Raw genomic sequence first — 23,479 nt, forward strand, 5'->3', positions numbered from 1 at the left:
CATCAGGGTTCCTGCGCCAGGTCGAGGGCGGCGCCAATCACCGCATTGTCGCTTGGAAGCCCGAACATTGCTGCCCCCGCCAGCGGCGTGTAGGTGTCGGCGCCACAGACCCGGCGCAGCGGCAGGTGGCCGAATCCGGCCTCGACCAGCGCCGTGACCACGCCCTCACCCACTCCGCCGCTGTGGCGGCCTTCGTCCAGCACCAGCACCCGCCGCGCGCTGGCGGCCTGGGCGGCGATGAAGCCGGCATCCAGCGGTACCAGCCAGCGCAGGTCGACCACCCGCACCTGCCAGCCCAGCTGCTGCTCGATGGCCCGCGCCGCGCGCAACGCCATCGGCACGCCATTGCCATAGGTGTAGATCACCAGGTCTCCGGCCTCCGGTGCGTAGACCCGGCCCTCGCCCGGCACCAGCGCCTGGCCCTGTGCCGGGTAGTCGAACAACCACTGGCCATCCCCCGCTTCGTGCAGGTCCTTGCTCATGTACAACGCGATCGGCTCCAGGAATACCGCCACGCGCCCATCCACCCGCGCCAGTGCGGCCAGCGTGCGCAGCATCATCACCGCGTCGTCGCCGCGCGAGGGGCAGCCCACCACCAGGCCGGGAATGTCGCGCAGCGCGGTGACCGAGTTGTCATTGTGGAAGTGGCCACCGAAGCCCTTCTGGTAGCCCAGCCCGGCCACCCGCACCAGCATCGGGTTGCGGAACTGGTCGTTGGAGAAGAACTGCAGCGAACACGCTTCGCCACGCACCTGGTCGATGGCGTTGTGCAGATAGGCCAGGTACTGGATCTCCGGAATCGGCAGCATGCCCAGGTTGGCCAGGCCCTGCGCCATGCCCAGGATCATGGTCTCGTCCAGCAGGGTGTTGAACACCCGGCGTGGGCCGAAGCGGCGCAGCAGATCCTTGGTGACGGTGTAGACACCGCCCTTCTGCGCGACATCCTCGCCGAACAGCAGGCTCTGCGGATACTTCGCCAGCAGTTCCTGCAGGACGTGGTTGATCTGGATCGCGAGGTGGCGTGGCGGCTGCCGTTCGGGCAGGGCCTGCGCACCGCCATACAGCGCTTCGCGCGTCGCAGCGGGCACCTCGCGCCGCGCTTCGGCCTGCACCGCAGCCGGCGTGTACGGCGCAAGCGGCGCCATCACCGCCTGCAGCGACTGCAGCTTCGGCCGTCCTTCGGCCTCGGCGGCGGCGGCCATGCAGCGCGCACGCATCGTCTCGTAGGCGGTCTCGACGGCTGCCGCATCCATCCAGCCCGATTCCAGCGCGATCTGCGCCGAGCGCAGCAGCGGATCCTGCGCCTCGGCCGCGCACAGCTCCGGCAACGGGCGCCATTCCACTTCGAAGTCGGTGCCGGCGTGGCCCATCAGGCGCGTGGTGCGCAGATGCAGGAAAGTCGGCCGCCGGGTGCGCCGGCAATGGTCCACCGCGGCCTGCACCTGGGCATGCCCCACGGCCAGGTCAAGGCCATCGGCGAAGAAGTAGTCCAGCCCCGGCTGCCGGCCGAAACGCTCGGCGATCCAGCCCTCCGGCGTCTTCACCGAAATGCCCAGGCCGTTGTCCTCGCAGACGAACAGGACCGGCGCCGGCAGCTTCTGGTAAGCCGACCACATCGCGGTGTTGAATGCGGTCTGTGCGGTGGCATGGTTGGCTGAGGCATCGCCGAACGAGCACAGCACGATGCTGTCGGCCGGAATGGGAAGCGCGTGGCCCAGTCGCTTGCCACTCTCGATGGCCAGTGCGGTGCCCAGTGCCTTGGGCAGGTGCGAAGCGATGGTCGAGGTCTGCGGCAGCACCCACAGTGGCTTGCTGCCCCACACCTTGTGCCGGCCCCCGCTGGCCGGATCGTCGGCGCTGGCGGCGAACGAAAGCGCGGCATCGCGCAACGGATCGATGCCCGGCACCTGGCGCGAACGCTCGGCCATGAAGGCACCGGAGCGATAGTGCAGGAACGCCGGGTCGGTATGCCGGCAGGCCCGCGCCAGCAGCGCGTTGCCTTCATGGCCGGACGAACCGATGGTGTAGAAGACCTTGTTCTGCACGCGCAGGACGCGGGCCATCAGGTCCAGCTGGCGGCTGGCCAGCTGCGAATCGAACAGTTCGCCGAACGCCGCGGCGCTGAGCGTGCTGCCCGGCAGGATCGGCGCGTCCGGCGCAGGGCGCGCGCGCGCGGTACCCCGCCAACCACGCACCGCCTCGAGGAAATTGGCGTCGCACACCTCGGCGCGGTTGAGCACGCGCATGCGCGCGGGGATCGGATCCGGGACCACAGCAAACATCGAACACCCTCCGTGTCGTTGTTGCATTCCACCGGGCGTGCCCGGCGCTACGCTGCGGGCATCACGCGGCCTCGAATCGCGCGCGTACCTCGGCGGTCACCGCCGGCATCGGCAGGAAGCGGGGTTGCCCACGCACCCGCTGCAGCCAGGCGCGCACCTCGGGGAAAGGCTCCAGGCTGATGCCGCCCTCGCCTGCCACATCGGTGTAGGCGAACAGCGCGATATCGGCAATGCCGTAGCCGCTGCCGGTGAACCAGCGTGCCTGGCGCAGGTGCTGTTCCATCACCGCCAGCGCGCTGGCGGCACGTTCGTGCAACCGTGGCAGTTCGGCGCGGCGCGGTGAATCCGCCGAGGTCCAGCCACGGATGAAACGCGCTACTGCGACGCACGGCTCGTGCGTGTACTGCTCGAAGAACATCCAGCTCAGCGCCTGCGCGCGCTCCCATCCATCGCTGGGCAGGTACGGCGTGCCTTCGGCCAGCCAGAACAGGATCGCATTGGACTCGGTCAACACACGTCCATCGTCGCGGACGATCAGCGGCACCTTGGCATTGGGGTTCAGCGCAAGGAACTCGGGGGTATGGGTCTGCCCATGGGCACTGTCCACCTCCACCCAGCGGTAGCGGCTGCCGAGCTGCTCCAGCAGCAGGCGGACCTTGTGGCAATTGCCTGACACCGACATGCCGTGCACCGTCAACGGGACCCGCTCTTCCACCATTGCCTGCTCCCTCGTATCCGGCCGGCGGCCGGCTGCGTGCAGTCTGGCAAGCACGCCGATGAATGCCAAGCGCGGGTGCAGCATGGCAACGCGGTCGTTACCGCTGGCTTCACAACCTCGATGCAGTCGGTAGTGCCGGCCGCTGGTAAGCAACCTCGATGCGGCTGGATCCAAGCGATTGCCTACCAGCGGCCGGCACTACCTGGCCACGCTCAGCGCGCGCGTTGCCGCCACTGCTCGCGCGACTGCCCCCAGATCTGCATCGGCTTGTCGTTGTAGGGCGCGGGCAGCTCCCCCATGCGCAGCAGGGTGCTGCCCAGCTTTCGCGCCACGGCCCGCGAGTTGTCGTTGTTCTCGGCGATGGTGTGGATCACCTCATCCCACCCGAGCGTGTCGAACGCCCAGTCGATCGCCGCGACCGCCGCCTCCGGCGCGTAGCCCCTGCCCCAGCTGGCATGGCGGATGCCCCAGCCGACTTCGGTACCTGGCCAGTCCTGCGGCTGCCACGGTCCCATCCGCCCGATCCATTCGCCACTGGCTTTCTCGATCACGCTGAACATCGAGAAGCCGAACAGCTGCCAGGCACCAGCCAGGCTGCAGAAACCGCGCCAGGCCACCGAGGGGGGCTGCACGCCGCCCAGGGTACGCATCGTGGCCTCGTCGGCGCAGAACGCCAGATACGGCTCGTAGTCTTCGCGCAGCAGCGGGCGCAGGATCAGCCGCTCGGTTTCGATGCGCAGGTCGAAGATGCTCATGCCGACTCCATGTCGAAGGGAACGTCCATGATGGTGGATTGCCCCGCCGTGCGGATGAACACCACCGGCTGCAACAGAACGGGCCGGCATGTGCCGGCCCGTCGGGTACTGCGGTTGCCTGGGATTACTGGCGCGTCGCTGCGGCGGTGGCACCGGCTGCGGCGGTCTGCGTGACCAGCTGACCATCGACCACCGGCAGGCGATCGCTGGCCGGCTTGTTGTCCATGCGCACGGTCTTCTCGGCGCCGTCGTAGCGATAGGTCACGTTGTAGCCCTTCACCACATCATTGGTGCCCATGGCGATGCGGCTGCCCGGCTTGCTGGCCATGCGCATGGTGCCGGTGGTGCCGTCCTCGTTGCGATAGGTCACGTTGTAACCGGTGACGCGGCTCGACTCGGAGGTTGCGGTCTCGGTGTGGCACTGGCGCTCGGTGCGATTGACCACGCGACCGCCCACGTGGCGCTTGTCGATCTGGTTGCCGATGAAGCCACCGGCCACCGCACCGGCTGCGGTCGCGGCCTTCTTGCCGTTGCCGCCACCGACCTGGTTGCCGAGCAGGCCACCGACCACCGCGCCAACCACGGTGCCGCCGACGTTGCCATCACGTTCCGGCAGGCGTTCCTGCACCGTCACGTCCTGGCAGACCTCGTGCGGGGTCTGGGTGGTGGAGGTCTCGCGCACCGGATCGGTTCCGATCACGGTGGCATAGGCCTTCTGCTTCTCGGTGATCGGGTCGACCTTCAGCACGTCGGCGTACTCCAGCCCGCGCGGCGCGGACGGGGCCAGCGTGTCACCACGTGCGCCATCGTCGGTGGCGTTGCCATCGACCAGGCGCGACTCGCCATTGGGGGTTGCGGCGCTGATGGAATCGGGCGAGCGGTCGCCACTCTTCATGAAGGCGGCGGTGGCGATGCCACCGACCAGCAGCGCGCCCGCTGCGACCAGGACAGTTGTAGTTGTGCTTTTCATGACCTGCTCCTTGCGGACCATCCGCAACGTTCTCGAAGCAGATTGCAGCACGCGCTGCCTGAACGGAATCTCCACATTTCCTGCTCATTCCTGTAACCCATTCAGCATCGGGAAATGCTGGGCCCGTGGTAGCGTTTGCATATTCCCCACGAGGATTCCCGCCATGGCCAACCCGATGCTGCTGCCGGTACTGCAATGGGCGCGCCGGCTGCGCTACCCCACCCTGTTCAAGCTCACCGCCGGCCTGTTCGTGCTGACCTTGTTCATCCCGGACCCGATCCCGTTCGTCGATGAGCTGGTGCTCGGCTTCGGCACGCTGCTGCTGGCCAACTGGAAGAATCGCAACACGGCCACGCCGCCCCCGCTGGAGCAGCGTTGAACCTGCTGGTCGACAGCCACTGCCATCTCGATGCCGGCGAGTTCGACAGTGACCGCGCCGCCGTGATCGCACGCGCGCAGGCCGCAGGCGTGCGCCTGCAGGTCGTGCCCGCGGTGACCGCTGCCAGCTGGCCGAAGCTGCGCGAGGTCTGCCGGCAGGCACCGGGACTGCACCCGGCCTATGGCCTGCACCCGATGTTCCTGGCCGAGCACCAGCCTGGGCACCTGCCGCTGCTGCGCGAGTGGATCGCGCGCGAACGCCCCTGCGCGATCGGTGAATGCGGCCTCGACTTCTTCGTCGAAGGACTGGATGCCGAGGCCCAGCAGGCGTATTTCATCGGCCAGCTGGAACTGGCCCGTGAATTCGACCTGCCGGTGATCGTCCACGCGCGACGCGCGGTGGACGCGGTGATCGCCGCGATCCGCCGCATCGGCGGCCTGCGCGGCGTGGTGCACAGTTTTTCCGGCAGCCCCGAACAGGCCGCGCAACTGCACAAACAAGGCTTCCTGCTGGGTCTTGGCGGTCCGCTGACCTATGAGCGTGCCCAGCGCCTGCAGCGGCTGGTGCGCGACATGCCACTGGAACAGCTGCTGCTGGAAACCGACGCACCCGACCAGCCCGACGCGGGCATCCGTGGCCAGCGCAATGAACCGGCGCGCTTGGCAACCATCGCCCGTCACGTGGCTGCACTGCGCGGGATGGAGCTGGAGGCAGTGGCCCGGATCACCACGGAAAACGCACGGCGGCTGTTCGCGCTGCCGGCGCTCTAACGGTACTGCCGGCCCCCGGCCGGCACCAGCGCTGATTCGATCATTCCGGAGTTGCCGGCCAGCGGCCGGCACTACCATCACGCCTCGGCGTCATCCTCGACCACTTCAGCCTTCACCTTCTTCGGCTCCAGCAGCATTTCCAGCGCCTTGCCGACTGCGGCGAAGGCGAACGCACCGGTGATGTGGGTCGCCGCGCCCAGGCCAGCACCGCAATCCAGCTTCAACGCCGCATCGGCGCCCAGGTTCGGCCGGATGCCGCAGACACTGCCATCGGCCTGCGGATACTTCACGTTCTCCAGCGAATACACCGCCGGCACGCCGAAATAACGCTTGGCGTTCTTCGGGAAATTGAACTCGCTGCGCAGCTTCTTGCGGATCAGCGCCAGCATGGCATCGTGCTCGGTGCGCGACACATCGCGGATGCGCACCAGGGTCGGGTCGGTGCGCCCGCCAGCAGCGCCGACGGTCAGCAGCGGCAGCTTGCGGCGGCGGCACCAGGCAATCGTCTCGACCTTGACCCGGAAGCTGTCGCAGGCGTCGATCACCAGATCGAAACCACGGTCCAGCAGCTCGGCCATGTTGGACACGGTCAGGAATGCCTGCACCGCGTCGACCCCGATGTCCGGGTTGATCGCACGGCAGCGCTCGGCCATCGCCTCGGCCTTGTTGCGACCGTAGTTGCCTTCCATCGCCGGCAGCTGCCGGTTGGTGTTGGAGACGCAGATGTCATCGGCATCGATCAGGGTCAGGTGGCCGACCGCCGAACGGGCCAGCGCCTCCACCACCCACGAGCCGACGCCCCCCATGCCCACCACCGCCACGCGGCTGCCCTGCAGGCGCTCGAGTGCGCCGACGCCATACAGCCGTTCGATGCCGGCAAAGCGCTGTTTTACCTGTTCGTTCATCAAGCTATTTTAACGTGCAGGCGCCGGCGCCTGCGCGTGCCGGCATCGAACCCACCGTTGCATGTCCGGAGAGCCCGCATGAACGCCAGCCCGCCACGCGCCTGTCCGCCGCCCACCGCTACCTGTTCGTGCTCTGCCTGGGCCTGCTGATCGGCCTGATAGCCACGGTGATGGTGAGCCGGGCCCTGCAGGCCCGCCGCGATCCGTTCCCGGGCAGCCTGATGCAGGTCATGCAGCGGCAGACGCAGTTGCTGCAGCAGGCCCAGCAGCAGAACCGCTGCACCCTGGCCGACAGCGTGCCGCGGCTGCAGGCGCTGCGCCTGCTGTCCAACGACCTGGACCTGGCCTTTCCGGGGCTGAAGGACAGTGCGCAGTTCCAGCAGCACGCCAGCCAGCTGCGCGGCAACCTCAACACGGCCCTGGCCTCGCCGCCACGCGACTGCAAGGCGCTGGCCCAGGTGGTCGAAACCCTGCAGGCGGACTGCCGCGCCTGCCATCAGGATTTCCGCTGAGCCGCATTCATCCTGCAGCCGGGCAGCACGCGCACGGTTGGCGCGTTGTTCACGTTCGAAAGGAGAGGATTCGTCCACCCTGCTGCACGACGCAGTACCACCCAACCCACCCGCCTTCACGGCCAGGAGACGCCCCATGAAGATCCAGCTCATCGCCGCCAGCGCCATCGCTACCCTCGCGCTGGCTGGCTGTGCCACCTCGCCCGGTTACAGCGGCGGTGGTTACAACAACGGCTACAACAACGGCGGCTACGGCAACAATGGCGGTTACAACCAGGGCCGTTGCGCTGACTGTGGCATCGTCACCCGCATCAACACCGTGCCCTCGGGCCGCACCGCGCCCAGCGCGACCGGCGCGATCCTCGGCGGCATCGTCGGCGCCGTGGCCGGCCATGAAATCTCCGACCACACCGGTGGCAGCCGTGGCAACAAGAACATCGCCGCCGCCGCAGGCGCGGTCGGTGGCGCCCTGGCCGGCAACCAGATCCAGAAGAACGTCACCAGCGATACCTACGACATCAGCGTGCGCATGGATGATGGCCGCACCATCGTGGTCAACCAGCGCGATCTGGGTGGCATCCGCGAGAACACCTACGTGCGCGTGGTCAACGGCAAGGTCATCCTGCGCTGACCTGCTGCGGGCGACCGGCAACGAAAAAGGCCCGCTTGCGCGGGCCTTTTTCGTGCCGACGGGCGGCGGGTATTACACCGGCTGCACCTTGTCAGCCTGCAGGCCCTTCTGGCCCTGCACGACTTCAAAGCTCACAGTCTGGCCTTCCTTGAGGCTCTTGAAGCCCTGGGTCTCGATGGCGCGGAAGTGCACGAACACGTCCTCGCCATTCTGCCGGCTGATGAAGCCGAAGCCCTTCGCATCATTGAACCACTTTACGGTACCGGTCTCGCGCTCAGCCATCTCACTACTCCCTTTGACTCTCTCTTGTTGTTGGAAACGCCTGGTGGGCGGCTGACAAGCAAGGGGGAAGCGAGGTGCATCGATGCAGCGGATCGGGAAGATCTTGCTTCATCAGGCCACGATCCACGGTGACCTTGCCAAGCTCAGCGACTGCAACTTAACCCGCCCAAAACGAAAAAGCAACTGGCAAAATCCTTCACTGTCAACCCCAAAACGACCACCATACGGGACAGCATGGGACTCTCATTCATCTTGTATCTGCTAGCGGTCATTTTTGTCCTGATCGGCATCGCCGGCATCGTCCTGCCGGCGCTCCCGGGCATCCCGCTGGTCTTCATCGGTCTGCTGCTGGCCGCGTGGGCCGACGACTTTGCCCATGTCGGCTGGCCTACCCTGGTCGCGTTGGGCGTGCTGACCGTGTTTTCGCTGCTGGCCGACGTGCTGGCCACGGTGGTCGGCGCACAGCGCGTCGGCGCCAGCCGCAAGGCGCTCTGGGGAACCTTTGCCGGCAGCATCGTCGGCCTGTTCTTCATGCCGATCGGCCTGTTCGCCGGACCGCTGATCGGCGCCCTGCTCGGCGAGTACTGGCACACCCGCGAACTCGGCCGCTCGACCAAGGTCGGCCTGGCCACCTGGCTCGGCATCCTGCTGGGGCTGGCGCTGAAACTGGCGGTGGTGATCGCGATGCTGGGCCTGTTCGCATTCGCCTGGTTCTTCTGAGGCGGACCGCCTTCACGCCACACGCACGCGGTGACCGTGCATAAACCGTGGGGCTGGCCGTGCCCCGGTGCAGCCGCCACACTGTGCGATTCCCGAATTCACCGAAGGGCCTGCTGCAATGACCCTCCCCACGCTGCTTCCCCGTCTGGCGCCGCTGGCGCTTGCCCTGGCCAGTGCCCCGCTGGCTGCGCAGGAGTTCGCGCCCAGCACAGACACCTCGCCGGCCGCTTGCGCGGCGATCACCACCGATGCGGCCCGCCTGGCCTGCTATGACCGCCTGTTCGGGCGTACCCCGGAGGCCACCGCCGCCGCCGATGCGGCCGCCGAAGCGGCGGCGCAGGCACGCCGCGAAGAGCGGCAGACCGCCGCCGTGAGCCAGGGCGAGGAGAAGCTGCGCGAGCGGGTCAGCGACCTGTTCCGCCCGGCGACGCCGGACAGCGCACTGGCCAACGCCGGCCGCGGTTCGCTGCTGGACAGCCGCTGGGAACTGGCCGAGGACTCCAAGCTGGGGCCGTTCCAGCTGCGTGCCTACAAGCCGGTGTACCTGCTGCCCGCGTTCTGGACCAGCGACCGCAACACCATGCCGCACTCGCCGAACCCGGCCAACAGCGTGACCACGCCGCAGGTACTCGACAGTGCCGAGCTGAAGTTCCAGATCAGCTTCAAGACCAAGATCGCCGAGAACCTGTTCGGCGACAACGGCGACATCTGGGCCGGCTACACCCAGAGTTCGCGCTGGCAGGCCTACAACAGCGAGGATTCGCGTCCGTTCCGCGAGACCAATTACGAGCCGGAAGTGATGATGGTGTTCCGCAACGGCTACTCGATCGGTGGCTGGCGCGGACGGATGACCGGCATCAGCCTCAACCACCAGTCCAACGGGCGGGCCGATCCGCTCTCGCGCAGCTGGAACCGGGTCATGCTCAACGTCGGCCTGGACCGCGAGAACTGGGCACTGGTGCTGCGCCCGTGGTACCGCATTCCGGAGACCCGCAGCGAAGACAACAATCCGGACATCGAGGATTACATGGGCCGTGGTGACGCGACCCTGACCTGGAACCGCAACGGGCATGAAGTCTCGCTCATGGCGCGTCATTCGCTGCGCACCGGCAACCGCTCGCACGGCGCGCTGCAGCTGGACTACGGCTTCCCGATCAGCAACCTGCTGCGTGGCCACGTGCAGATCTTCGATGGCTACGGCGAGAGCCTGATCGACTACAACCACAAGGCCACCTATGTGGGCGTGGGCGTATCGCTGCTGGAATGGTTCTGATGACCGTGACGATCTGGCACAACCCCGCCTGCAGCAACTCGCGCGGGGCACTGAAGCTGATCCGCGACGCAGGCTTCGACCCGGTGGTGATCGACTACCTGGACAGTCCTCCCGACGTGGCCATGCTGCGCCAGGTACTGGCCGAATCCGGGCTGGACGCGCAGGCGCTGGTGCGCAGCAAGGAAGCCCAGTTCGCCGAACTGGGCCTGGACGGTGCCGATGAAAACACCCTGCTGGCAGCGATGGCCGCACACCCGCGGCTGATCAACCGCCCGGTGGTGCGCACGCCCAAGGGCACCCGCCTGTGCCGCCCACCGGAAACGGTGCTGGAGATCCTGTAACGGAAAGGGGACGGAGGGGATTAAGTCGTTTGTGCACAAACGACTTAATCCCCTCCGTCCCCTTTTCTGGTTACCGCCAGTCGGTGATGCCTTCGCGGCGGTACACCTCGGCGAACGCCGGGCGCGCCTTCATCGCCGTGGCATGCGTCTTGAGCGCCGGCCAGGTGTCGCTGGGCCGGGGCATGTTGCGTGACCAGCGCATCAGCATCACCAGCATGTAGTCAGCCGCGCAGGGCGCGGCGCCCAGCAGGTACGGGCCGTGCGCCTGCAGGTGCGTGGCCACGTGCTGCCATGCATGTTCCAGGCGCTGGCGCGCCCTCTCGCGGCTGGCGTCGATGTTCGCTTCTCCGGCCACTTCGTGCGGATAGAACCAGGCCCGGTAGGCCGGCTGCAGCGTATTGGCGCACCAGAACATCCAGCGGTAGGCATCACCGCGCTCGGCTGTGCCCAGCGCCGGCAACAGGCCGGCCTCGGGATGACGGTCGGCCAGGTACAGCGCGATCGCCGCCGCTTCGGTCAGGACCCGGCCATCGATCAGCAGCGTCGGCACCACGCCAGCAGGGTTCAGTGCCAGGTACTCGGCCGACTTGTGCTCGCGTGCGTCGAAATCCAGCAGCACCAGTTCGTGCTCGATGCCGAGTTCGATCAGCAGCCAGTGCACCACCAGGGCGGCGGTGCTTGTCGAACCATACAGCGTGGTGCTCATGCGGCGGATCCTGTGCGGGTGGACCGGCCAATTATGCGCCTCGCCGATGAGCGCTGCTCAGCCGCAGCTGCTCATGCAGCTATCGCGGCGCTCGCCACAGGACATCATCGGCGCGCGCAGCGTGCACTCATGCGTCTTCAGTTCGCAGGCACGGCGCAGGTCCGGGTTGTCCACGTCCTTGCAGCGCTTGTCCGGCGCCGGCACCACCTGTTGCTCGCAATTGCTCTGGCGGCTGCCGAGGGAGTCATTCTGCGCCATGCAGCTGCGGTAGCTGGCCTGGCACTGCATGCGGCATTGTGCCGATGCAGGGAAATCCGCGCCTTCGTACGACGCCGGGGTGCTGCAGCCGGCCAGGGCCAGCAGCACGCCGGCGACGATGAATCGATGCAGGGCCATGGACACGTCCTGTGTGAGGGTGTGCCGACCGTAGCAGAGCCCGGGCTACAGGCGCGTTAATCCTGCCTCCAGATACAACAACGGCGCCACACGGGCGCCGTCGTCTGGATCGAAGCGGGCGGACTTACTCCACCACCACCGGAATCTTGCCGATGCGGGCCTGCCATTCGCGCGGGCCGGTCTTGTGCACCGATTCACCGGTGGAATCGACCGCCACGGTCACCGGCATGTCCTGCACGGTGAACTCGTAGATCGCTTCCATGCCCAGGTCGGCGAAGCCAACGACCTTGGCCGCCTTGATCGCCTTCGACACCAGGTAGGCCGAACCACCGACGGCCATCAGGTAGGCCGACTTGTGCTTCTTGATCGCCTCGATCGCGGCCGGGCCGCGCTCGGCCTTGCCGACCATGCCCAGCAGGCCGGTCTGTGCCAGTACCTGCTCGGTGAACTTGTCCATGCGGGTCGCCGTGGTCGGGCCGGCCGGACCCACCACCTCGTCGCGCACCGGATCGACCGGGCCCACGTAGTAGATGAAACGCCCCTTCAGGTCGACCGGCAGTTCCTCGCCCTTGTTGAGCATGTCGACCATGCGCTTGTGCGCGGCGTCGCGGCCGGTCAGCAGCTTGCCGTTGAGCAGCAGGGTCTGGCCCGGCTTCCAGCTGGCCACGTCCTCCGGGGTGATCGTGTCCAGGTCCACCCGGGTGCCCTTGGACGCGTCATAGGTCAGCTTCGGCCAGTCTTCCAGCGACGGCGGATCCAGCATCACCGGGCCGCTGCCATCCAGGGTGAAGTGCGCATGGCGGGTGGCCGCGCAGTTCGGGATCATCGCCACCGGCAGGTTGGCCGCGTGGGTCGGGTAATCCTTGATCTTGATGTCGAGCACGGTGGTCAGGCCACCCAGGCCCTGCGCACCAATGCCCAGCGCGTTGACCTTCTCGTACAGCTCCAGGCGCAGCTCTTCGATGCGGTTGGACGCGCCACGGGCCTGCAGCTCGGTGATGTCGATCGGTTCCATCAGCGCTTCCTTGGCCAGCAGCATCGCCTTTTCGGCGGTGCCACCGATGCCGATGCCGAGCATGCCCGGCGGGCACCAGCCGGCGCCCATGGTCGGCACGGTCTTCAGCACCCAGTCGACGATGGAGTCGGACGGGTTGAGCATCGCGAACTTGGTCTTCGCTTCCGAACCACCGCCCTTGGCGGCGACGATCACGTCGACCGTGTTGCCCGGCACCACCTTGACGTTGACCACGCCCGGGGTGTTGTCCTTGGTGTTGATGCGCTTGCCGGCCGGATCGGCCAGCACCGAGGCGCGCAGCTTGTTGTCCGGGTGCATGTAGGCGCGGCGCACGCCTTCATTGGCCATGTCTTCCACGCCCATGGTGGCGTCATCCCAGCGCACGTCCATGCCGATTTCCAGGAACACGGTGACGATGCCGGTGTCCTGGCAGATCGGGCGGTGGCCTTCCGCGCACATCCGCGAATTGATCAGGATCTGCGCCATCGCTTCCTTCGCGGCCGGCGACTCCTCGCGCTCGTAGGCGGCGGCAAGGTTCTTGATGTAGTCGACCGGGTGGTAGTACGAGATGTACTGCAGCGCGTCGGCGATGGACTGGATGAGGTCTTCCTGCTTGATCGATGTCACGGCTTGCTCGCTTGCTCGAGGCTGGCGGGGGTAATCCGCCCATTTTACCCCCTCCCCCGGCCCCGGGGTGGTAGTGCCGGCCGCTGGCCGGCAAGATTCCCCCGACGCTCTGTCACGCCACGCGCCGCTGCGGCGTCCTTGCCCCCATGAACGCCGAAACCGCCTTCCAGACCCACCGCCCGCGCCTGATGGCCCTGGCCTACCGCCTGCTCGGCAGTCGCGCCGACGCCGAAGACGTGGTCCAGGACGCCTGGTTGCGCTGGTCCGGCGCCGATCCGGCCAGCGTCCGCGACCCCGAGGCGTGGCTGGTCACCACCACCACCCGGCTGGGTCTGGACCGGCTGCGCGCGGCCAGGCGCGAGCGCGTGCACTACGTCGGCCCGTGGCTGGCCGAGCCGCTGGCGGTCACGCTGGAGCCCGACCCGGCACCCGGACCGGCGCAGCTGCATGCGCTGGCCGACGACGTCTCGGTCGCCTTCCTGACCCTGCTCGAACAGCTCGGCCCCGAGGAACGCGCCGCGTTCCTGCTGAAGGAGGCCTTCGATCACGACTACCGCGAAATCGCCGACCTGATCGGCCACAGCGAAGCCAACTGCCGGCAGCTGGTACACCGTGCCCGGCAGCGCCTGCACGCCGGACGGCCGCGCTTCAACGCCGATGCCAGCCAGCACCGGCAGCTGCTGGCGCGCTTCATGGACGCCTCGCAGCGCGGCGACAGCGAAGCGATCCAGGCCCTGCTGCACGCCAACGCGCTGCTGGTCTCCGACGGTGGCGGCGTGGTCACCGCCGCGATCCGCCCGCTGCGGGGCGCCGAGCGCATCGGCCGCCTGTTCTGGGCCATCGCCCGCCGCGGCGCGGCGCATCCGGCGCAGCTGGGCTATGTCAATGGCGAACCGGCGATCCTGCGCTTCCACGGCGAGCGCCTGCACTCGGTCACCACCATCGAAGTGGTCGACGGCCGCATCGCCAATGTCTACAGCGTGCTGAATCCGGAAAAGCTGCCGAGGGTTGTCACGCGCGATGGTGCTGCGGCGTCCTGGGAGTGAAAGGCGGCCATCGTGGCCGCCCTGGAGCCCACGATGTCCAACCACACCTCTCCCCGCGTTCCCTACATCCGCCTGGCCGCCGAGGCCTTCAAGGGCCTGCTGGCCACCAGCCAGGCCGTGCATGACAGCTCGATCGATCCGGCCCTGATGGAACTGGTGTTCCTGCGCGTGTCGCAGCTCAACGGCTGCGGCTACTGCATGGACATGCACGGCACGGCCCTGCGCAAGGGCGGCATCGAGCCGCGCAAGCTGGACACCCTGCTGGCCTGGCACGAAAGCCGCTTCTTCGATGCGCGAGAGCGCGCGGCACTGGGCTGGGCCGAGGCGCTGACCCGGCTGACCGACGGCGCACCGTCGCAGGCGGCGTTCGATGCACTGGCACCGCACTTCGATGAGAAGGGCATCAGTGACCTGAGCATGGGCATCGCGGTGATCAATGCCTGGAACCGCCTCGGTGCGGGGTTGCTGCCGCCGCTGCCGTAACGGGGGGCTGGCCGGGCTGCCGCCCGGCACCCGCAGAGGCAACACCCAGAGCAACATCAAAAGCCGGCGCTACTGTGGGTTGGCGGGGTGGGTCCACGCCACGCGTGGATGCGGGAGGGTCGATCCCTTTGCGTGGCAAAGGGATCTGACCCCGGTGCCGGCCACACGGCTGCACTGACCCCCTCTGCACGTAGCAGGCGCGCACAATACGCGCATGCCTGCTTCCCCCACCGCTGGCGCCGCCGCCGCGAAGAAACCCAGCCTGCGCCAGCGCTTCAAGGCGATGCGCAACCTGCCGCCATTCCTGCGCATGGTGTGGCAGACCAGCCCCGCGCTCACCCTGGCCAGCCTTGGCCTGCGGCTGATCCGGGCGCTGCTGCCGGTGGCGATGCTGTACGTCGGCAAGCTGATCATCGACAGCGCCCTGCAGCTGAGCCAGCACGGTGCCGGCTTCCCTCCACTGGGCGAGGCGCTGTCCAGCGGACTGCTCAATCCACTGCTGGGCCTGCTGGCGCTGGAATTCGGCCTGGCCATCGCCTCGGACCTGCTCGGCCGGCTGGTCAGCTATGCCGATGCGCTGCTCTCGGAACTGTTCGCCAACGCCACCAGCATCCGCCTGATGGAACACGCCGCGACGCTGGATCTGGAGGACTTCGAGGACCCGGACCTGCAGGACAAGCTGGACCGTGCACGGCGCCAGACCATGGGCCGGATGAACCTGATGAGCCAGCTGTTCGGCCAGGTGCAGGATGCGATCACCGTGGCCAGCCTCGCCATCGGCCTGCTGGTCTATGCGCCGTGGCTGATCCTGCTGCTGGCGCTGGCACTGGTGCCGGCCTTCATCGGCGAATCGCACTTCAATGCGGCCGGCTACAGCCTCAACTTCCAGTGGACGCCCGAGCGCCGCCAGCTCGACTACCTGCGCCAGTTGGGTGCCAGCGTGGAAACGGCCAAGGAAGTGAAGATCTACAACCTGCACCGCTTCCTGGTGGAGCGCTACCGGCGCCTGTCGGTGGCGCTGTTCCTGGCCAACCGCGCACTGGCCCGGCGCCGCGCGTTCTGGGGCACGCTGCTGGCCGCGCTCGGCACGCTGGGCTATTACACCGCCTACGCCTACATCGCCTGGCGCACGGTGCGCGGCGATTTCACGATCGGCGACCTGACCTTCCTCGCTGGCAGCTTCCTGCGCCTGCGCCAGCTGCTGGAGGGCCTGCTGATCGGATTCTCGCAGGTGGCCAGCCAGGCGCTGTACCTGGATGACCTGTTCTCGTTCTTCCAGATCCAGCCGGAGATCCACTCGCGCGAAGGGGCGGTGCGCGTGCCGCAGCCGATCCGCCAGGGCTTCGTGTTCGAGGACGTCGGCTTCCGCTATCCCGATGCCGAACAGTGGGCGGTGCGCCATCTGGATTTCCAGCTGCACGCCGGCGAAGTGCTGGCCCTGGTGGGAGAGAACGGCGCCGGCAAGACCACCCTGGTCAAGCTGCTGGCACGCCTGTACGAACCGGACGAGGGCCGCATCCTGCTCGATGGCCGCGACCTGCGCGACTACGACCTGGACGACCTGCGTGCCAACCTCGGGGTGATCTTCCAGGACTTCGTGCGCTACAACCTCAGCGCGGGTGAGAACATCGGCGTCGGCCAGGTCGAGGCGATGGACGACCAGGCGCGCATCGCCGACGCGGCACGGCGTGGCATGGCCGAGGAAGTGATCGACGACCTGCCCGGCGGCTACGACCAGCAAATCGGCCGTCGCTTCAAGCAGGGCGTGGACCTGTCCGGCGGCCAATGGCAGAAGATCGCCATCGCCCGCGCCTGGATGCGCAACGCGCAGGTGATGATCCTCGACGAGCCCACCGCCGCGCTGGATGCGCGCAGTGAGTTCGACGTGTTCCAGCGGTTCAGGGAACTGGCGGATAATCGCACCGCAGTGCTGATCTCCCACCGTTTTTCCTCGGTACGCATGGCCGACCGCATCCTGGTGCTGGCCGATGGCCGCATCGAGGCCAGCGGCACCCATGAGCAGCTGATGGCGCAGGGCGGCCGCTACGCCGAACTGTTCGAGCTGCAGGCGGCCGGTTACCGCTGAGAACGCCTCTCGTTCCGCCCAATGAGAACCTGTCTCATTTGAGATAGAATCACCTCCGACGACTTTCGATAGATACGCCCATGTCCTCCGCTTTTGGCGCCGAAACGGTGCTTGAGGTCCGCCACTGGACCGACGCCTACTTCAGTTTCACCACCACCCGCGACAGCGGCTTCCGCTTCGAGAACGGCCAGTTCGTGATGATCGGCCTGGAAACCGACGCGCGCCCGTTGCTGCGTGCGTACTCCATCGCCAGTGCCAACTGGGAAGAGCAGCTGGAATTCTTCAGCATCAAGGTGCAGGACGGCCCGCTGACCTCGCGCCTGCAGCACATCAAGCCGGGTGACAAGGTGCTGGTCGGCAAGAAGCCCACCGGCACCCTGCTGATCAGCGACCTGCACCCCGGCAGGAATCTGTACCTGCTGGGCACCGGCACCGGCCTGGCGCCGTGGCTGTCGGTGATCAAGGACCCGGAAACCTATGAGCGCTTCGAGAAGGTGATCCTCTGCCACGGCGTGCGCTACGAAAAGGACCTGGCCTATCGCGATTACTTCGAGAAAGAACTGCGGGAGCACGAGTTCCTCGGCGACATGATCGGCGACAAGCTGCTGTACTACCCGGCCGTCACCCGCGAGCCGTTCGCCAACCAGGGCCGCCTGACCTCGCTGATGGAAAGCGGCCAGATGCAGCGCACCCTCGGCCTGCCGGAACTGAGCCCGGAAAACGACCGCGCGATGATCTGCGGCAGCCCGCAGATGCTCGCCGACCTGCGTACCGTGCTCGACGCCCGGGGCTTCCAGGTTTCGCCGCGCATCGGCCAGCCGGGCCACTACGTGTTCGAGCGCGCGTTCGTCGAGAAATGATGCTGCAACGGGAGTGCCGGCCAGTGGCCGGCGCTTCCTGGCCAACGGGGTTGCCGGCCAGCGGCCGGCACTACCTCACAGCAGCGCTTCAATCTCGCCGCGCAGCTGCTCCGGCCGGGTGGTGGGCGCATGCCGCGACACCACCTGCCCCTGGCGGTCGACCAGGAACTTGCTGAAATTCCACTTGATGCGGGCACTGCCGAGCAGGCCGCGTTTCTCGCGTGACAGCCATGCCCACAGCGGATCGGCGCCTTCACCGTTGACCTCGATCTTCTCCGACAGCGGGAAGCTGACCGGATAGTCCAGCGAACAGAACTGGCGGATCTGCGCGGCGTCACCGGGCTCCTGCGCGCCGAACTGGTTGCACGGGAAACCGATCACCACCAGGCCACGCTCGCGATACTCCTGCCACAGCTGCTCCAGCCCGGTGTATTGCGGGGTGAAGCCACAGCGGCTGGCGACGTTGACCAGCAGCAACGGATGGCCCTGGTAGCGGGCCAGGGCGTGCGGCTGGCCGTCGAGGTCGCGGAAGCTGAAATCGTAGGCAGTGGTCATGGCAGCAGGCCGTGGGCGGAGAATGCATGGTACCCGCGCCCGGCCCCGGCAACATGCCTTTTGACACAAGTGCGGGCGGCGCCGGCCGGGTTACCCTCGGGCCCTTGTTTGCCTTACCGGAGTTCCTGCCTTGACCACCCGCCTTGCCCTTGCCGTGGCCATGTCCCTCGGCCTTGCCCTGCCCGCCTTCTCGGCCGGCGCCGCCACCCCGGCTGCCAGCACCGCCGCCCAGCAGGCCAACCCGTTCTTCGCCGAAAGCCCGCTGCCGCTGCACTTCCCGCAGTTCGACAAGATCAAGGACAGCGACTTCGCCCCGGCCTTCGATGCCGGCATGGCACAGCAGCTGAAGGAAGTGGAGGCGATCGCCAACAACAAGGCCAAGCCGACCTTCGACAACACCATCATCGCCCTGGAAAAGAGCGGTGATGTGCTCGACCGCGCGACCACCGTGTTCTTCAGCCTGGTCGGCGCCGACACCAACGACACCCGCAAGAAGCTGCAGGCCGACTACTCGGCCAGGTTCGCTGCGCACAGCGATGCGATCGCGCTGAACGGCAAGCTGTTCGCCCGCATCCAGGCGCTGTACGACAGCCGCTCCACCCTGGGCCTGGACGCCGAAGGCGTGCGCCTGGTCGAGAAGTACTACGACAACTACGTGCGCGCCGGCGCCAAGCTGTCCGAGGCCGACAAGGCCAAGCTGAAGGACATGAATGCCGAACTGGCCAACCTGGGCACCAAGTTCAGCCAGAACGTGCAGTCGGAAGTGAACGCTTCGGCGATCACCGTCGACGACGTCAAGGAACTGGCCGGCCTGTCCAAGGAGCAGATCGCCGCCGCCGCCGAAGCCGCCAAGGCCCGTGGCCAGGACGGCAAGTACGTGATCACCCTGCTCAACACCACCGGCCAGCCGCCGCTGACCAACCTGGCCAACCGCGCCCTGCGCCAGAAGATCTATGAAGCCTCGGTCAGCCGTGGCAGCCGCGGTGGCGAGTTCGACAACACCGCGCTGGTATCGCGCATCATGCAGCTGCGCGCGGACAAGGCCAAGCTGATGGGCTTCCCGAACTTCGCCGCCTACAACCTGACCAACCAGACCGCCAAGACCCCCGAAGCGGTCAACGCGATGCTGGGCAAGCTGGCCCCGGCCGCAGTGGCCAACGCCAAGCGTGAGGCCGCCGACCTGCAGGCGATGATCGACCAGGAACAGAAGGCGGCCGGCAAGCCGACGTTCAAGCTGGAACCGTGGGACTGGGCCTTCTACAGCGAGAAGGTGCGCCAGGCCAAATACAACTTCGACGAGTCGCAGCTGAAGCCGTACTTCGAACTGAAGAACGTGCTGGAGAACGGCGTGTTCTACGCGGCCGGCCAGGAATTCGGCCTGACCTTCAAGCAGCGCACCGACCTGCCGGTCTACCACGACGACGTCACCGTCTACGATGTGTTCGACGCCGATGGCAGCCAGCTGGCGATCTTCATCTTCGACCCGTATGCACGTGCGTCCAAGCGTGGCGGTGCGTGGATGAACTCGTACGTCTCGCAGTCGAAGCTGACCGGCTTCAAGCCGGTGGTGGCCAACCACCTGAACATCCCGAAGCCGCCGGCCGGCCAGCCGACCCTGCTGACCTGGGATGAAGTGAGCACCACGTTCCATGAGTTCGGCCACGCACTGCATGGCATGTTCTCCAACGTGAAGTACCCCTACTTCTCCGGCACCTCGGTGCCGCGTGACTTCGTCGAGTTCCCCTCGCAGGTCAACGAAATGTGGGCGGACAACCCGGTCATCCTGAAGAACTATGCCAAGCACTACCAGAACGGCAGCGCGATGCCACAGGCCCTGCTGGACAAGGTGATTGCCGCCTCGAAATTCAACCAGGGCTTTGCCACCACCGAATACCTGGGCGCGGCGATGCTGGACCAGAACTGGCACCAGATCGGCCCGGACCAGGTGCCGGCCGCCAAGGACGTGATGGCCTTCGAGCGCGCCGCGCTGGAGAAGGACGGCATCTACTACGCGCCGGTGCCGCCGCGCTACAAGACGCCGTACTTCAGCCACATCATGGGCGGCTACTCGGCCGGCTACTACGCCTACATCTGGTCGGAAGTGCTCGACGCCAACACCCAGAAGTGGTTCAAGGACAATGGCGGCCTGAGCCGCAAGAACGGCGACCACTTCCGCGCCACGCTGCTGTCCAAGGGCGGCAGCGTCGATGCGATGCAGCTGTTCCGCGATTTCGCCGGCCACGAGCCGCAGATCGAACCGCTGCTGGAAAAGCGTGGCCTGACCGGCGCTGGCAACTGATCGCCCGCGTACCGGCCTGAAACGGAAACCGCCCGGGAGACCGGGCGGTTTTTTTTGTTGTGGCTGGGGTCGGAGCCCTTTTCTGCGAAAAGGGATCTGACCCCGGGGTCTCCGCCCCCGCGCTGGCTTCAGCGCGGCGCCACGTACCCACCCGGCACGCCTTCCGGCGACAGCACCAGCTGCCACAACTGCGCATGGCGGCAGCGGAAGGTGGCCATCGACCCGGCCAGGTAGAAACGCCACATGCGCCGGAAGTGCTCGTCGTAGCGCGCATCCAGCTGCGGCCACGCCGCTTCCACGTTGCGCCGCCAGGCCTGCAGGGTCAGGTCGTAGTCGGTGCCGAAGTTGTGCCAGTCCTCCAGCACGAAACGGCCTTCGAACGCCCGGGTGATCTGCACCGCCGACGGCAGCATCGAATTGGGGAAGATGTAGCGCGCGATCCACGGATCGGTGCGATGCCGCGAGATGTTGGTGCCGATGGTATGCAGCAGCAGCAACCCGCGCGGCGACAGGCAGCGTCTGGCCACCTCGAAGAAGCTTGCGTAATTCTTGTCCCCGACGTGCTCGAACATGCCGATCGAGAAGATCGCATCGAACGGCTCATCCAGTTCACGGTAGTCCTGCAGGCGGATCTCGATCGGCAGGCCCGCGCACAACTGCCGCGCGAACTCGGCCTGCTCCTGCGAAATCGTCACGCCCACGCCGCTGACACCGTAGCGCTCGGCCGCGAACTTCAGGGCTTCGCCCCAACCGCAGCCGATGTCCAGCACGCGCTGGCCCGGGCGCAGCCCCAGCTTGCGGCAGACCAGATCAAGCTTTGCTTCCTGCGCGGCATCCAGGTCACCGGCATGGCGCCAGTAGCCGCAGCTGTAGACCAGCCGCTGGCCCAGCATGGCCTGGTAGAGATCGTTGCCGAGGTCGTAGTGGCGGCGGCCGACCTCGTAGCTGCCCTGCCCGGCCTGCAGGTTGAACAGGCGCGCCTTCAGCGCATCGGCCACTTCGCGCCAGCCGTGCACCCGTTCGTCCAGGTGCGCCTGCATCAGGTGGACCAGGAATTCATCCAGGACGTTGGCATCCCACCAGCCGTCCATGTAGCTCTCGCCGAGGCCGAGCGAGCCCTGGCCCATGACCCGCGCGAAGAAGCGTGGGTCATGCACCTGGATGTCCTGTGGCTGGGTGCCGCCGATGCGGACCCCGGCTTCGTGGAGCAGGCCGGCGACCCGCTCCTGCAACCCTGTATCCACGCCACCTCCTCGACTGCGGTCAACCGCGTGCGAACAGCTCCACGTAGTCCTTGGCCACGTGCGGCAACAGCACCGCCGCCGGTACGTCGGCGGTCTGGGTGCCATCCGAGTATGGCCCCACCTGGTACGGCGGGAACACAAAGCGCAGCGCGGTGATCTGCCCCTTGTCGTTGGTCAACGGCTGGAACTGGCTGAAATTGTCGGCCTGCGGCCCGGTACCGTCGGCGATCATGCGTGACGCGTTGCGCAGCGATTCCTGCAGCTGGGCCGGATCCATGTCCTCGCCGCTGAGGCGGGTGGCCACGCGTTCGCGCAGCTGGTCGGCGACAAAATCGCTGATCGCCTTCCAGCCCTTGGCGTCGGCCACCAGCTTTTCGGCACTGAGCATCTGCTGCTGCTGCGGCAACCACACAAAGCGCGCCACCAGCGGCTCGCCGTGGGCGCCACCGGTATAACGGCTGCCATCGGCACTGACCACCACCAGCTGCGGGGTTTCCAGCAGCTTCTCGAAACTCAGCGACAGTTCGTAGGGCATGGTCGGCTTGTCGTTGCCCAGCCCGTCCAGCGCCTGCTGCAGGTCACTGCGCGCACTGGTCGCATAGCTCTGCAGCGCGCGGGCCAGGCCCGGATAACGGTCGATGCCCGCCGGGTAACTGATACCCACCACTTCGCGCTCGTTGTTCTCGATCACGTCGCGCAGGTCCAGCGCTGCTTCCGTGGCCGGCGTTTCGCCCGCGGCCGTCGCCTCGGCGGCAGGAGCCGCGTCGGTCGCCGGTGCCGGCTCGCTTTCACGCTGGCAACCGGCCAGCAACAGCACGCCCACCACGCCGGCCAGCACGCTGCCGTGCAATGGCCGGTTGTTTCCAATCTTCATCGGGATCCCCTGTTCATGTTTGTACATCATCGCCTGCCCTGGCTGAAGCGTGATCCGCTGGCATTCAGCCAGCGAGCAGGTCGTGGTACTCCTCGTGCCGCTGCAGGAAGGCCTCGGCATAGGAACATGCCGGCACCACCTTGTACTTCTGCTCACGGGCGAAACGCAGTGCCACACGGGTCAGCTCACCGGCGATGCCGCGGCCAGCGATCGGCTCGGGCACTTCGGTGTGGGTGATGACCATGCGCTTGCGCTTGATCTGGTAGTCCAGCACCGCCAGCTGTCCTCGCACACGGGCGGTGAAGCGGTGGTTGGCCAGGTCATGTTCGACCTCGTAGGCCAGACCGGGGGGCGTGACCGAAGCCATGGAACTGTCTCCTGCGGCGACTGCGTGGATGGTGCGCAGCCGGGCGCCATGATCGCGTGAAGCCTGAACAGGGGCAAGTCCAGTCCATTCACGTCAGTTTTCGACCCTCAAGCTGGAGGGCCGCCGGCCGCTATCGCCTGTGGAGGGGTACGGCCGGGCTGGCACGACCCTTGCGATCCTTGACCCTGCGCACCACCGTGGAGCTTCCCATGCACGCCAGCAATTCCCATACCGATACCGACCGCGCCCTGCTGGAGGGCCTGCTGCAACTGGCGGTGGAAGGGCAGACCGAGGATCAGGATTTCCAGCGTATCGGCGAGGAAGTGTTCGCCCGCCTGCTGGATACCTACGGCCAGCAGACGGCGGTCTGAGCCCGGGCGGGC

At 67.0% G+C, this 23,479-nt stretch carries 25 protein-coding genes and 1 pseudogene; 13 read left to right on the top strand and 13 right to left on the bottom strand.

Going from position 1 to position 23,479, the window contains the following annotated elements:
* Window positions 1-2 precede the first annotated feature (2 nt).
* From NSQ78_RS14425 to NSQ78_RS14440, 4 genes are all read right to left on the bottom strand, one after another.
* Window positions 3-2,282 (bottom strand): thiamine pyrophosphate-dependent enzyme, encoded by a 2,280-nt coding sequence (locus tag NSQ78_RS14425; protein ID WP_149901951.1) that lies wholly within the window; start codon window positions 2,280-2,282, stop codon window positions 3-5.
* A 61-nt stretch (window positions 2,283-2,343) separates the two neighbouring features.
* Window positions 2,344-3,000, bottom strand: coding sequence for a glutathione S-transferase family protein (locus NSQ78_RS14430; RefSeq protein ID WP_064239669.1), 657 nt, complete (start codon window positions 2,998-3,000; stop codon window positions 2,344-2,346).
* Window positions 3,001-3,212: 212 nt separating this feature from the next.
* A complete protein-coding gene (locus NSQ78_RS14435; protein ID WP_053460845.1) occupies window positions 3,213-3,755 on the bottom strand; it encodes a GNAT family N-acetyltransferase in 543 nt (180 codons plus the stop codon).
* Between the two features lie 124 nt (window positions 3,756-3,879).
* The gene (locus tag NSQ78_RS14440) at window positions 3,880-4,725 is read right to left on the bottom strand and encodes a glycine zipper 2TM domain-containing protein (RefSeq protein WP_049466688.1); all 846 of its coding nucleotides are present in this window, start codon (window positions 4,723-4,725) and stop codon (window positions 3,880-3,882) included.
* Between the two features lie 163 nt (window positions 4,726-4,888).
* On the opposite strand from NSQ78_RS14440, the gene NSQ78_RS14445 reads away from it, so the two are divergent.
* Entirely contained in the window at window positions 4,889-5,104 is a 216-nt protein-coding gene (locus tag NSQ78_RS14445; RefSeq protein WP_049466674.1) for a DUF6116 family protein, read from the top strand.
* On the top strand, window positions 5,101-5,874 hold the full coding sequence (locus NSQ78_RS14450) for a TatD family hydrolase (protein WP_057495051.1): 774 nt from the start codon (window positions 5,101-5,103) through the stop codon (window positions 5,872-5,874). Before NSQ78_RS14445 ends, NSQ78_RS14450 begins: the two co-directional genes overlap by 4 nt.
* Window positions 5,875-5,951: 77 nt before the next feature.
* On the opposite strand, the gene NSQ78_RS14455 is transcribed toward NSQ78_RS14450, so the two are convergent.
* The gene (locus NSQ78_RS14455) at window positions 5,952-6,779 is read right to left on the bottom strand and encodes a tRNA threonylcarbamoyladenosine dehydratase (RefSeq protein ID WP_049466679.1); all 828 of its coding nucleotides are present in this window, start codon (window positions 6,777-6,779) and stop codon (window positions 5,952-5,954) included.
* Window positions 6,780-6,857: 78 nt separating this feature from the next.
* Between NSQ78_RS14455 and NSQ78_RS14460 the strand changes: the two are divergent.
* Together NSQ78_RS14460 and NSQ78_RS14465 are read left to right on the top strand one after the other, a co-directional pair.
* A pseudogene (locus tag NSQ78_RS14460) lies at window positions 6,858-7,291 on the top strand (hypothetical protein).
* Between the two features lie 136 nt (window positions 7,292-7,427).
* The gene (locus tag NSQ78_RS14465) at window positions 7,428-7,922 is read left to right on the top strand and encodes a glycine zipper 2TM domain-containing protein (protein WP_005417545.1); all 495 of its coding nucleotides are present in this window, start codon (window positions 7,428-7,430) and stop codon (window positions 7,920-7,922) included.
* A 72-nt stretch (window positions 7,923-7,994) separates the two neighbouring features.
* Here the strand turns inward: NSQ78_RS14465 and NSQ78_RS14470 are convergent, their stop codons facing one another.
* Window positions 7,995-8,204 (bottom strand): cold-shock protein, encoded by a 210-nt coding sequence (locus NSQ78_RS14470; protein WP_014647720.1) that lies wholly within the window; start codon window positions 8,202-8,204, stop codon window positions 7,995-7,997.
* Window positions 8,205-8,438: 234 nt separating this feature from the next.
* Between NSQ78_RS14470 and NSQ78_RS14475 the strand changes: the two genes are divergently transcribed.
* The 3 genes from NSQ78_RS14475 (at window position 8,439) to arsC (ending at window position 10,538) form a co-directional block, all read left to right on the top strand.
* On the top strand, window positions 8,439-8,924 hold the full coding sequence (locus NSQ78_RS14475) for a DUF456 domain-containing protein (RefSeq protein WP_064238862.1): 486 nt from the start codon (window positions 8,439-8,441) through the stop codon (window positions 8,922-8,924).
* Between the two features lie 118 nt (window positions 8,925-9,042).
* Window positions 9,043-10,197 carry a phospholipase A gene (locus NSQ78_RS14480; RefSeq protein ID WP_049466684.1) on the top strand — a complete coding sequence of 385 codons (1,155 nt, stop codon included), beginning with the start codon at window positions 9,043-9,045 and terminating at the stop codon, window positions 10,195-10,197.
* Window positions 10,197-10,538 carry an arsenate reductase (glutaredoxin) gene (arsC, locus tag NSQ78_RS14485; protein WP_053460850.1) on the top strand — a complete coding sequence of 114 codons (342 nt, stop codon included), beginning with the start codon at window positions 10,197-10,199 and terminating at the stop codon, window positions 10,536-10,538. The genes NSQ78_RS14480 and arsC overlap by 1 nt, the downstream gene beginning before the upstream one ends.
* Window positions 10,539-10,608: 70 nt before the next feature.
* Here the strand turns inward: arsC and NSQ78_RS14490 are convergent, their stop codons facing one another.
* The 3 genes from NSQ78_RS14490 to NSQ78_RS14500 all read right to left on the bottom strand — a co-directional run bounded on the left by NSQ78_RS14490 (window position 10,609) and on the right by NSQ78_RS14500 (window position 13,282).
* A complete protein-coding gene (locus NSQ78_RS14490) occupies window positions 10,609-11,244 on the bottom strand; it encodes a glutathione S-transferase family protein (RefSeq protein WP_064238863.1) in 636 nt (211 codons plus the stop codon).
* Window positions 11,245-11,301: 57 nt separating this feature from the next.
* Window positions 11,302-11,640, bottom strand: coding sequence for a hypothetical protein (locus NSQ78_RS14495; protein WP_064238864.1), 339 nt, complete (start codon window positions 11,638-11,640; stop codon window positions 11,302-11,304).
* 124 nt (window positions 11,641-11,764) lie between these two features.
* Window positions 11,765-13,282, bottom strand: coding sequence for a fumarate hydratase (locus NSQ78_RS14500; RefSeq protein ID WP_049466799.1), 1,518 nt, complete (start codon window positions 13,280-13,282; stop codon window positions 11,765-11,767).
* A gap of 146 nt (window positions 13,283-13,428) precedes the next feature.
* Here NSQ78_RS14500 and NSQ78_RS14505 point away from each other — a divergent pair, with 146 nt between their 5' ends.
* The 4 genes from NSQ78_RS14505 (at window position 13,429) to NSQ78_RS14520 (ending at window position 17,757) form a co-directional block, all read left to right on the top strand.
* Window positions 13,429-14,328, top strand: coding sequence for an RNA polymerase sigma-70 factor (locus tag NSQ78_RS14505; RefSeq protein WP_064238865.1), 900 nt, complete (start codon window positions 13,429-13,431; stop codon window positions 14,326-14,328).
* A gap of 33 nt (window positions 14,329-14,361) precedes the next feature.
* Window positions 14,362-14,811, top strand: coding sequence for a carboxymuconolactone decarboxylase family protein (locus NSQ78_RS14510; protein WP_064238866.1), 450 nt, complete (start codon window positions 14,362-14,364; stop codon window positions 14,809-14,811).
* A 214-nt stretch (window positions 14,812-15,025) separates the two neighbouring features.
* A complete protein-coding gene (locus NSQ78_RS14515; RefSeq protein ID WP_064238867.1) occupies window positions 15,026-16,897 on the top strand; it encodes an ABC transporter ATP-binding protein in 1,872 nt (623 codons plus the stop codon).
* Between the two features lie 80 nt (window positions 16,898-16,977).
* The gene (locus tag NSQ78_RS14520; RefSeq protein ID WP_064238868.1) at window positions 16,978-17,757 is read left to right on the top strand and encodes a ferredoxin--NADP reductase; all 780 of its coding nucleotides are present in this window, start codon (window positions 16,978-16,980) and stop codon (window positions 17,755-17,757) included.
* A gap of 75 nt (window positions 17,758-17,832) precedes the next feature.
* Here NSQ78_RS14520 and NSQ78_RS14525 read toward each other — a convergent pair whose 3' ends face one another.
* Window positions 17,833-18,312 (bottom strand): glutathione peroxidase, encoded by a 480-nt coding sequence (locus tag NSQ78_RS14525; protein ID WP_049466810.1) that lies wholly within the window; start codon window positions 18,310-18,312, stop codon window positions 17,833-17,835.
* A gap of 130 nt (window positions 18,313-18,442) precedes the next feature.
* Between NSQ78_RS14525 and NSQ78_RS14530 the strand changes: the two genes are divergently transcribed.
* Complete coding sequence (locus tag NSQ78_RS14530) at window positions 18,443-20,611, top strand: M3 family metallopeptidase (RefSeq protein WP_064238869.1); 2,169 nt, start codon at window positions 18,443-18,445, stop codon at window positions 20,609-20,611.
* Between the two features lie 128 nt (window positions 20,612-20,739).
* Here NSQ78_RS14530 and cfa read toward each other — a convergent pair whose 3' ends face one another.
* The 3 genes from cfa to NSQ78_RS14545 are packed head-to-tail and all read right to left on the bottom strand — an operon-like array spanning window position 20,740 to window position 23,096.
* Window positions 20,740-21,855: a cyclopropane fatty acyl phospholipid synthase gene (gene cfa, locus NSQ78_RS14535; protein ID WP_064238870.1), complete on the bottom strand. Its 1,116-nt coding sequence runs from the start codon at window positions 21,853-21,855 to the stop codon at window positions 20,740-20,742.
* 19 nt (window positions 21,856-21,874) lie between these two features.
* Window positions 21,875-22,756, bottom strand: a complete 882-nt coding sequence (locus NSQ78_RS14540) for a DUF3298 and DUF4163 domain-containing protein (RefSeq protein ID WP_053462553.1) — start codon at window positions 22,754-22,756, stop codon at window positions 21,875-21,877.
* A 37-nt stretch (window positions 22,757-22,793) separates the two neighbouring features.
* The gene (locus NSQ78_RS14545) at window positions 22,794-23,096 is read right to left on the bottom strand and encodes a GNAT family N-acetyltransferase (RefSeq protein WP_019660442.1); all 303 of its coding nucleotides are present in this window, start codon (window positions 23,094-23,096) and stop codon (window positions 22,794-22,796) included.
* Between the two features lie 209 nt (window positions 23,097-23,305).
* Between NSQ78_RS14545 and NSQ78_RS14550 the strand changes: the two genes are divergently transcribed.
* Window positions 23,306-23,467 carry a hypothetical protein gene (locus tag NSQ78_RS14550; RefSeq protein ID WP_164687841.1) on the top strand — a complete coding sequence of 54 codons (162 nt, stop codon included), beginning with the start codon at window positions 23,306-23,308 and terminating at the stop codon, window positions 23,465-23,467.
* Window positions 23,468-23,479: the final 12 nt, after the last annotated feature.

Source organism: Stenotrophomonas sp. FSL W7-1447 (assembly GCF_037966425.1).
Classification (GTDB): Bacteria; Pseudomonadota; Gammaproteobacteria; order Xanthomonadales; family Xanthomonadaceae; genus Stenotrophomonas; species Stenotrophomonas pavanii.

Bases quoted from the DNA above. Each gene is read 5' to 3' on its own strand.
- NSQ78_RS14425 (WP_149901951.1), bottom strand. From the start codon at position 2,282: ATGTTTGCTGTGGTCCCGGATCCGATCCCCGCGCGCATGCGCGTGCTC.
- NSQ78_RS14430 (WP_064239669.1), bottom strand. From the start codon at position 3,000: ATGGTGGAAGAGCGGGTCCCGTTGACGGTGCACGGCATGTCGGTGTCA.
- NSQ78_RS14435 (WP_053460845.1), bottom strand. From the start codon at position 3,755: ATGAGCATCTTCGACCTGCGCATCGAAACCGAGCGGCTGATCCTGCGC.
- NSQ78_RS14440 (WP_049466688.1), bottom strand. From the start codon at position 4,725: ATGAAAAGCACAACTACAACTGTCCTGGTCGCAGCGGGCGCGCTGCTG.
- NSQ78_RS14445 (WP_049466674.1), top strand. From the start codon at position 4,889: ATGGCCAACCCGATGCTGCTGCCGGTACTGCAATGGGCGCGCCGGCTG.
- NSQ78_RS14455 (WP_049466679.1), bottom strand. From the start codon at position 6,779: ATGAACGAACAGGTAAAACAGCGCTTTGCCGGCATCGAACGGCTGTAT.
- NSQ78_RS14465 (WP_005417545.1), top strand. From the start codon at position 7,428: ATGAAGATCCAGCTCATCGCCGCCAGCGCCATCGCTACCCTCGCGCTG.
- NSQ78_RS14470 (WP_014647720.1), bottom strand. From the start codon at position 8,204: ATGGCTGAGCGCGAGACCGGTACCGTAAAGTGGTTCAATGATGCGAAG.
- NSQ78_RS14475 (WP_064238862.1), top strand. From the start codon at position 8,439: ATGGGACTCTCATTCATCTTGTATCTGCTAGCGGTCATTTTTGTCCTG.
- NSQ78_RS14480 (WP_049466684.1), top strand. From the start codon at position 9,043: ATGACCCTCCCCACGCTGCTTCCCCGTCTGGCGCCGCTGGCGCTTGCC.
- arsC (WP_053460850.1), top strand. From the start codon at position 10,197: ATGACCGTGACGATCTGGCACAACCCCGCCTGCAGCAACTCGCGCGGG.
- NSQ78_RS14490 (WP_064238863.1), bottom strand. From the start codon at position 11,244: ATGAGCACCACGCTGTATGGTTCGACAAGCACCGCCGCCCTGGTGGTG.
- NSQ78_RS14495 (WP_064238864.1), bottom strand. From the start codon at position 11,640: ATGGCCCTGCATCGATTCATCGTCGCCGGCGTGCTGCTGGCCCTGGCC.
- NSQ78_RS14505 (WP_064238865.1), top strand. From the start codon at position 13,429: ATGAACGCCGAAACCGCCTTCCAGACCCACCGCCCGCGCCTGATGGCC.
- NSQ78_RS14510 (WP_064238866.1), top strand. From the start codon at position 14,362: ATGTCCAACCACACCTCTCCCCGCGTTCCCTACATCCGCCTGGCCGCC.
- NSQ78_RS14515 (WP_064238867.1), top strand. From the start codon at position 15,026: ATGCCTGCTTCCCCCACCGCTGGCGCCGCCGCCGCGAAGAAACCCAGC.
- NSQ78_RS14520 (WP_064238868.1), top strand. From the start codon at position 16,978: ATGTCCTCCGCTTTTGGCGCCGAAACGGTGCTTGAGGTCCGCCACTGG.
- NSQ78_RS14525 (WP_049466810.1), bottom strand. From the start codon at position 18,312: ATGACCACTGCCTACGATTTCAGCTTCCGCGACCTCGACGGCCAGCCG.
- NSQ78_RS14540 (WP_053462553.1), bottom strand. From the start codon at position 22,756: ATGTACAAACATGAACAGGGGATCCCGATGAAGATTGGAAACAACCGG.
- NSQ78_RS14545 (WP_019660442.1), bottom strand. From the start codon at position 23,096: ATGGCTTCGGTCACGCCCCCCGGTCTGGCCTACGAGGTCGAACATGAC.
- NSQ78_RS14550 (WP_164687841.1), top strand. From the start codon at position 23,306: ATGCACGCCAGCAATTCCCATACCGATACCGACCGCGCCCTGCTGGAG.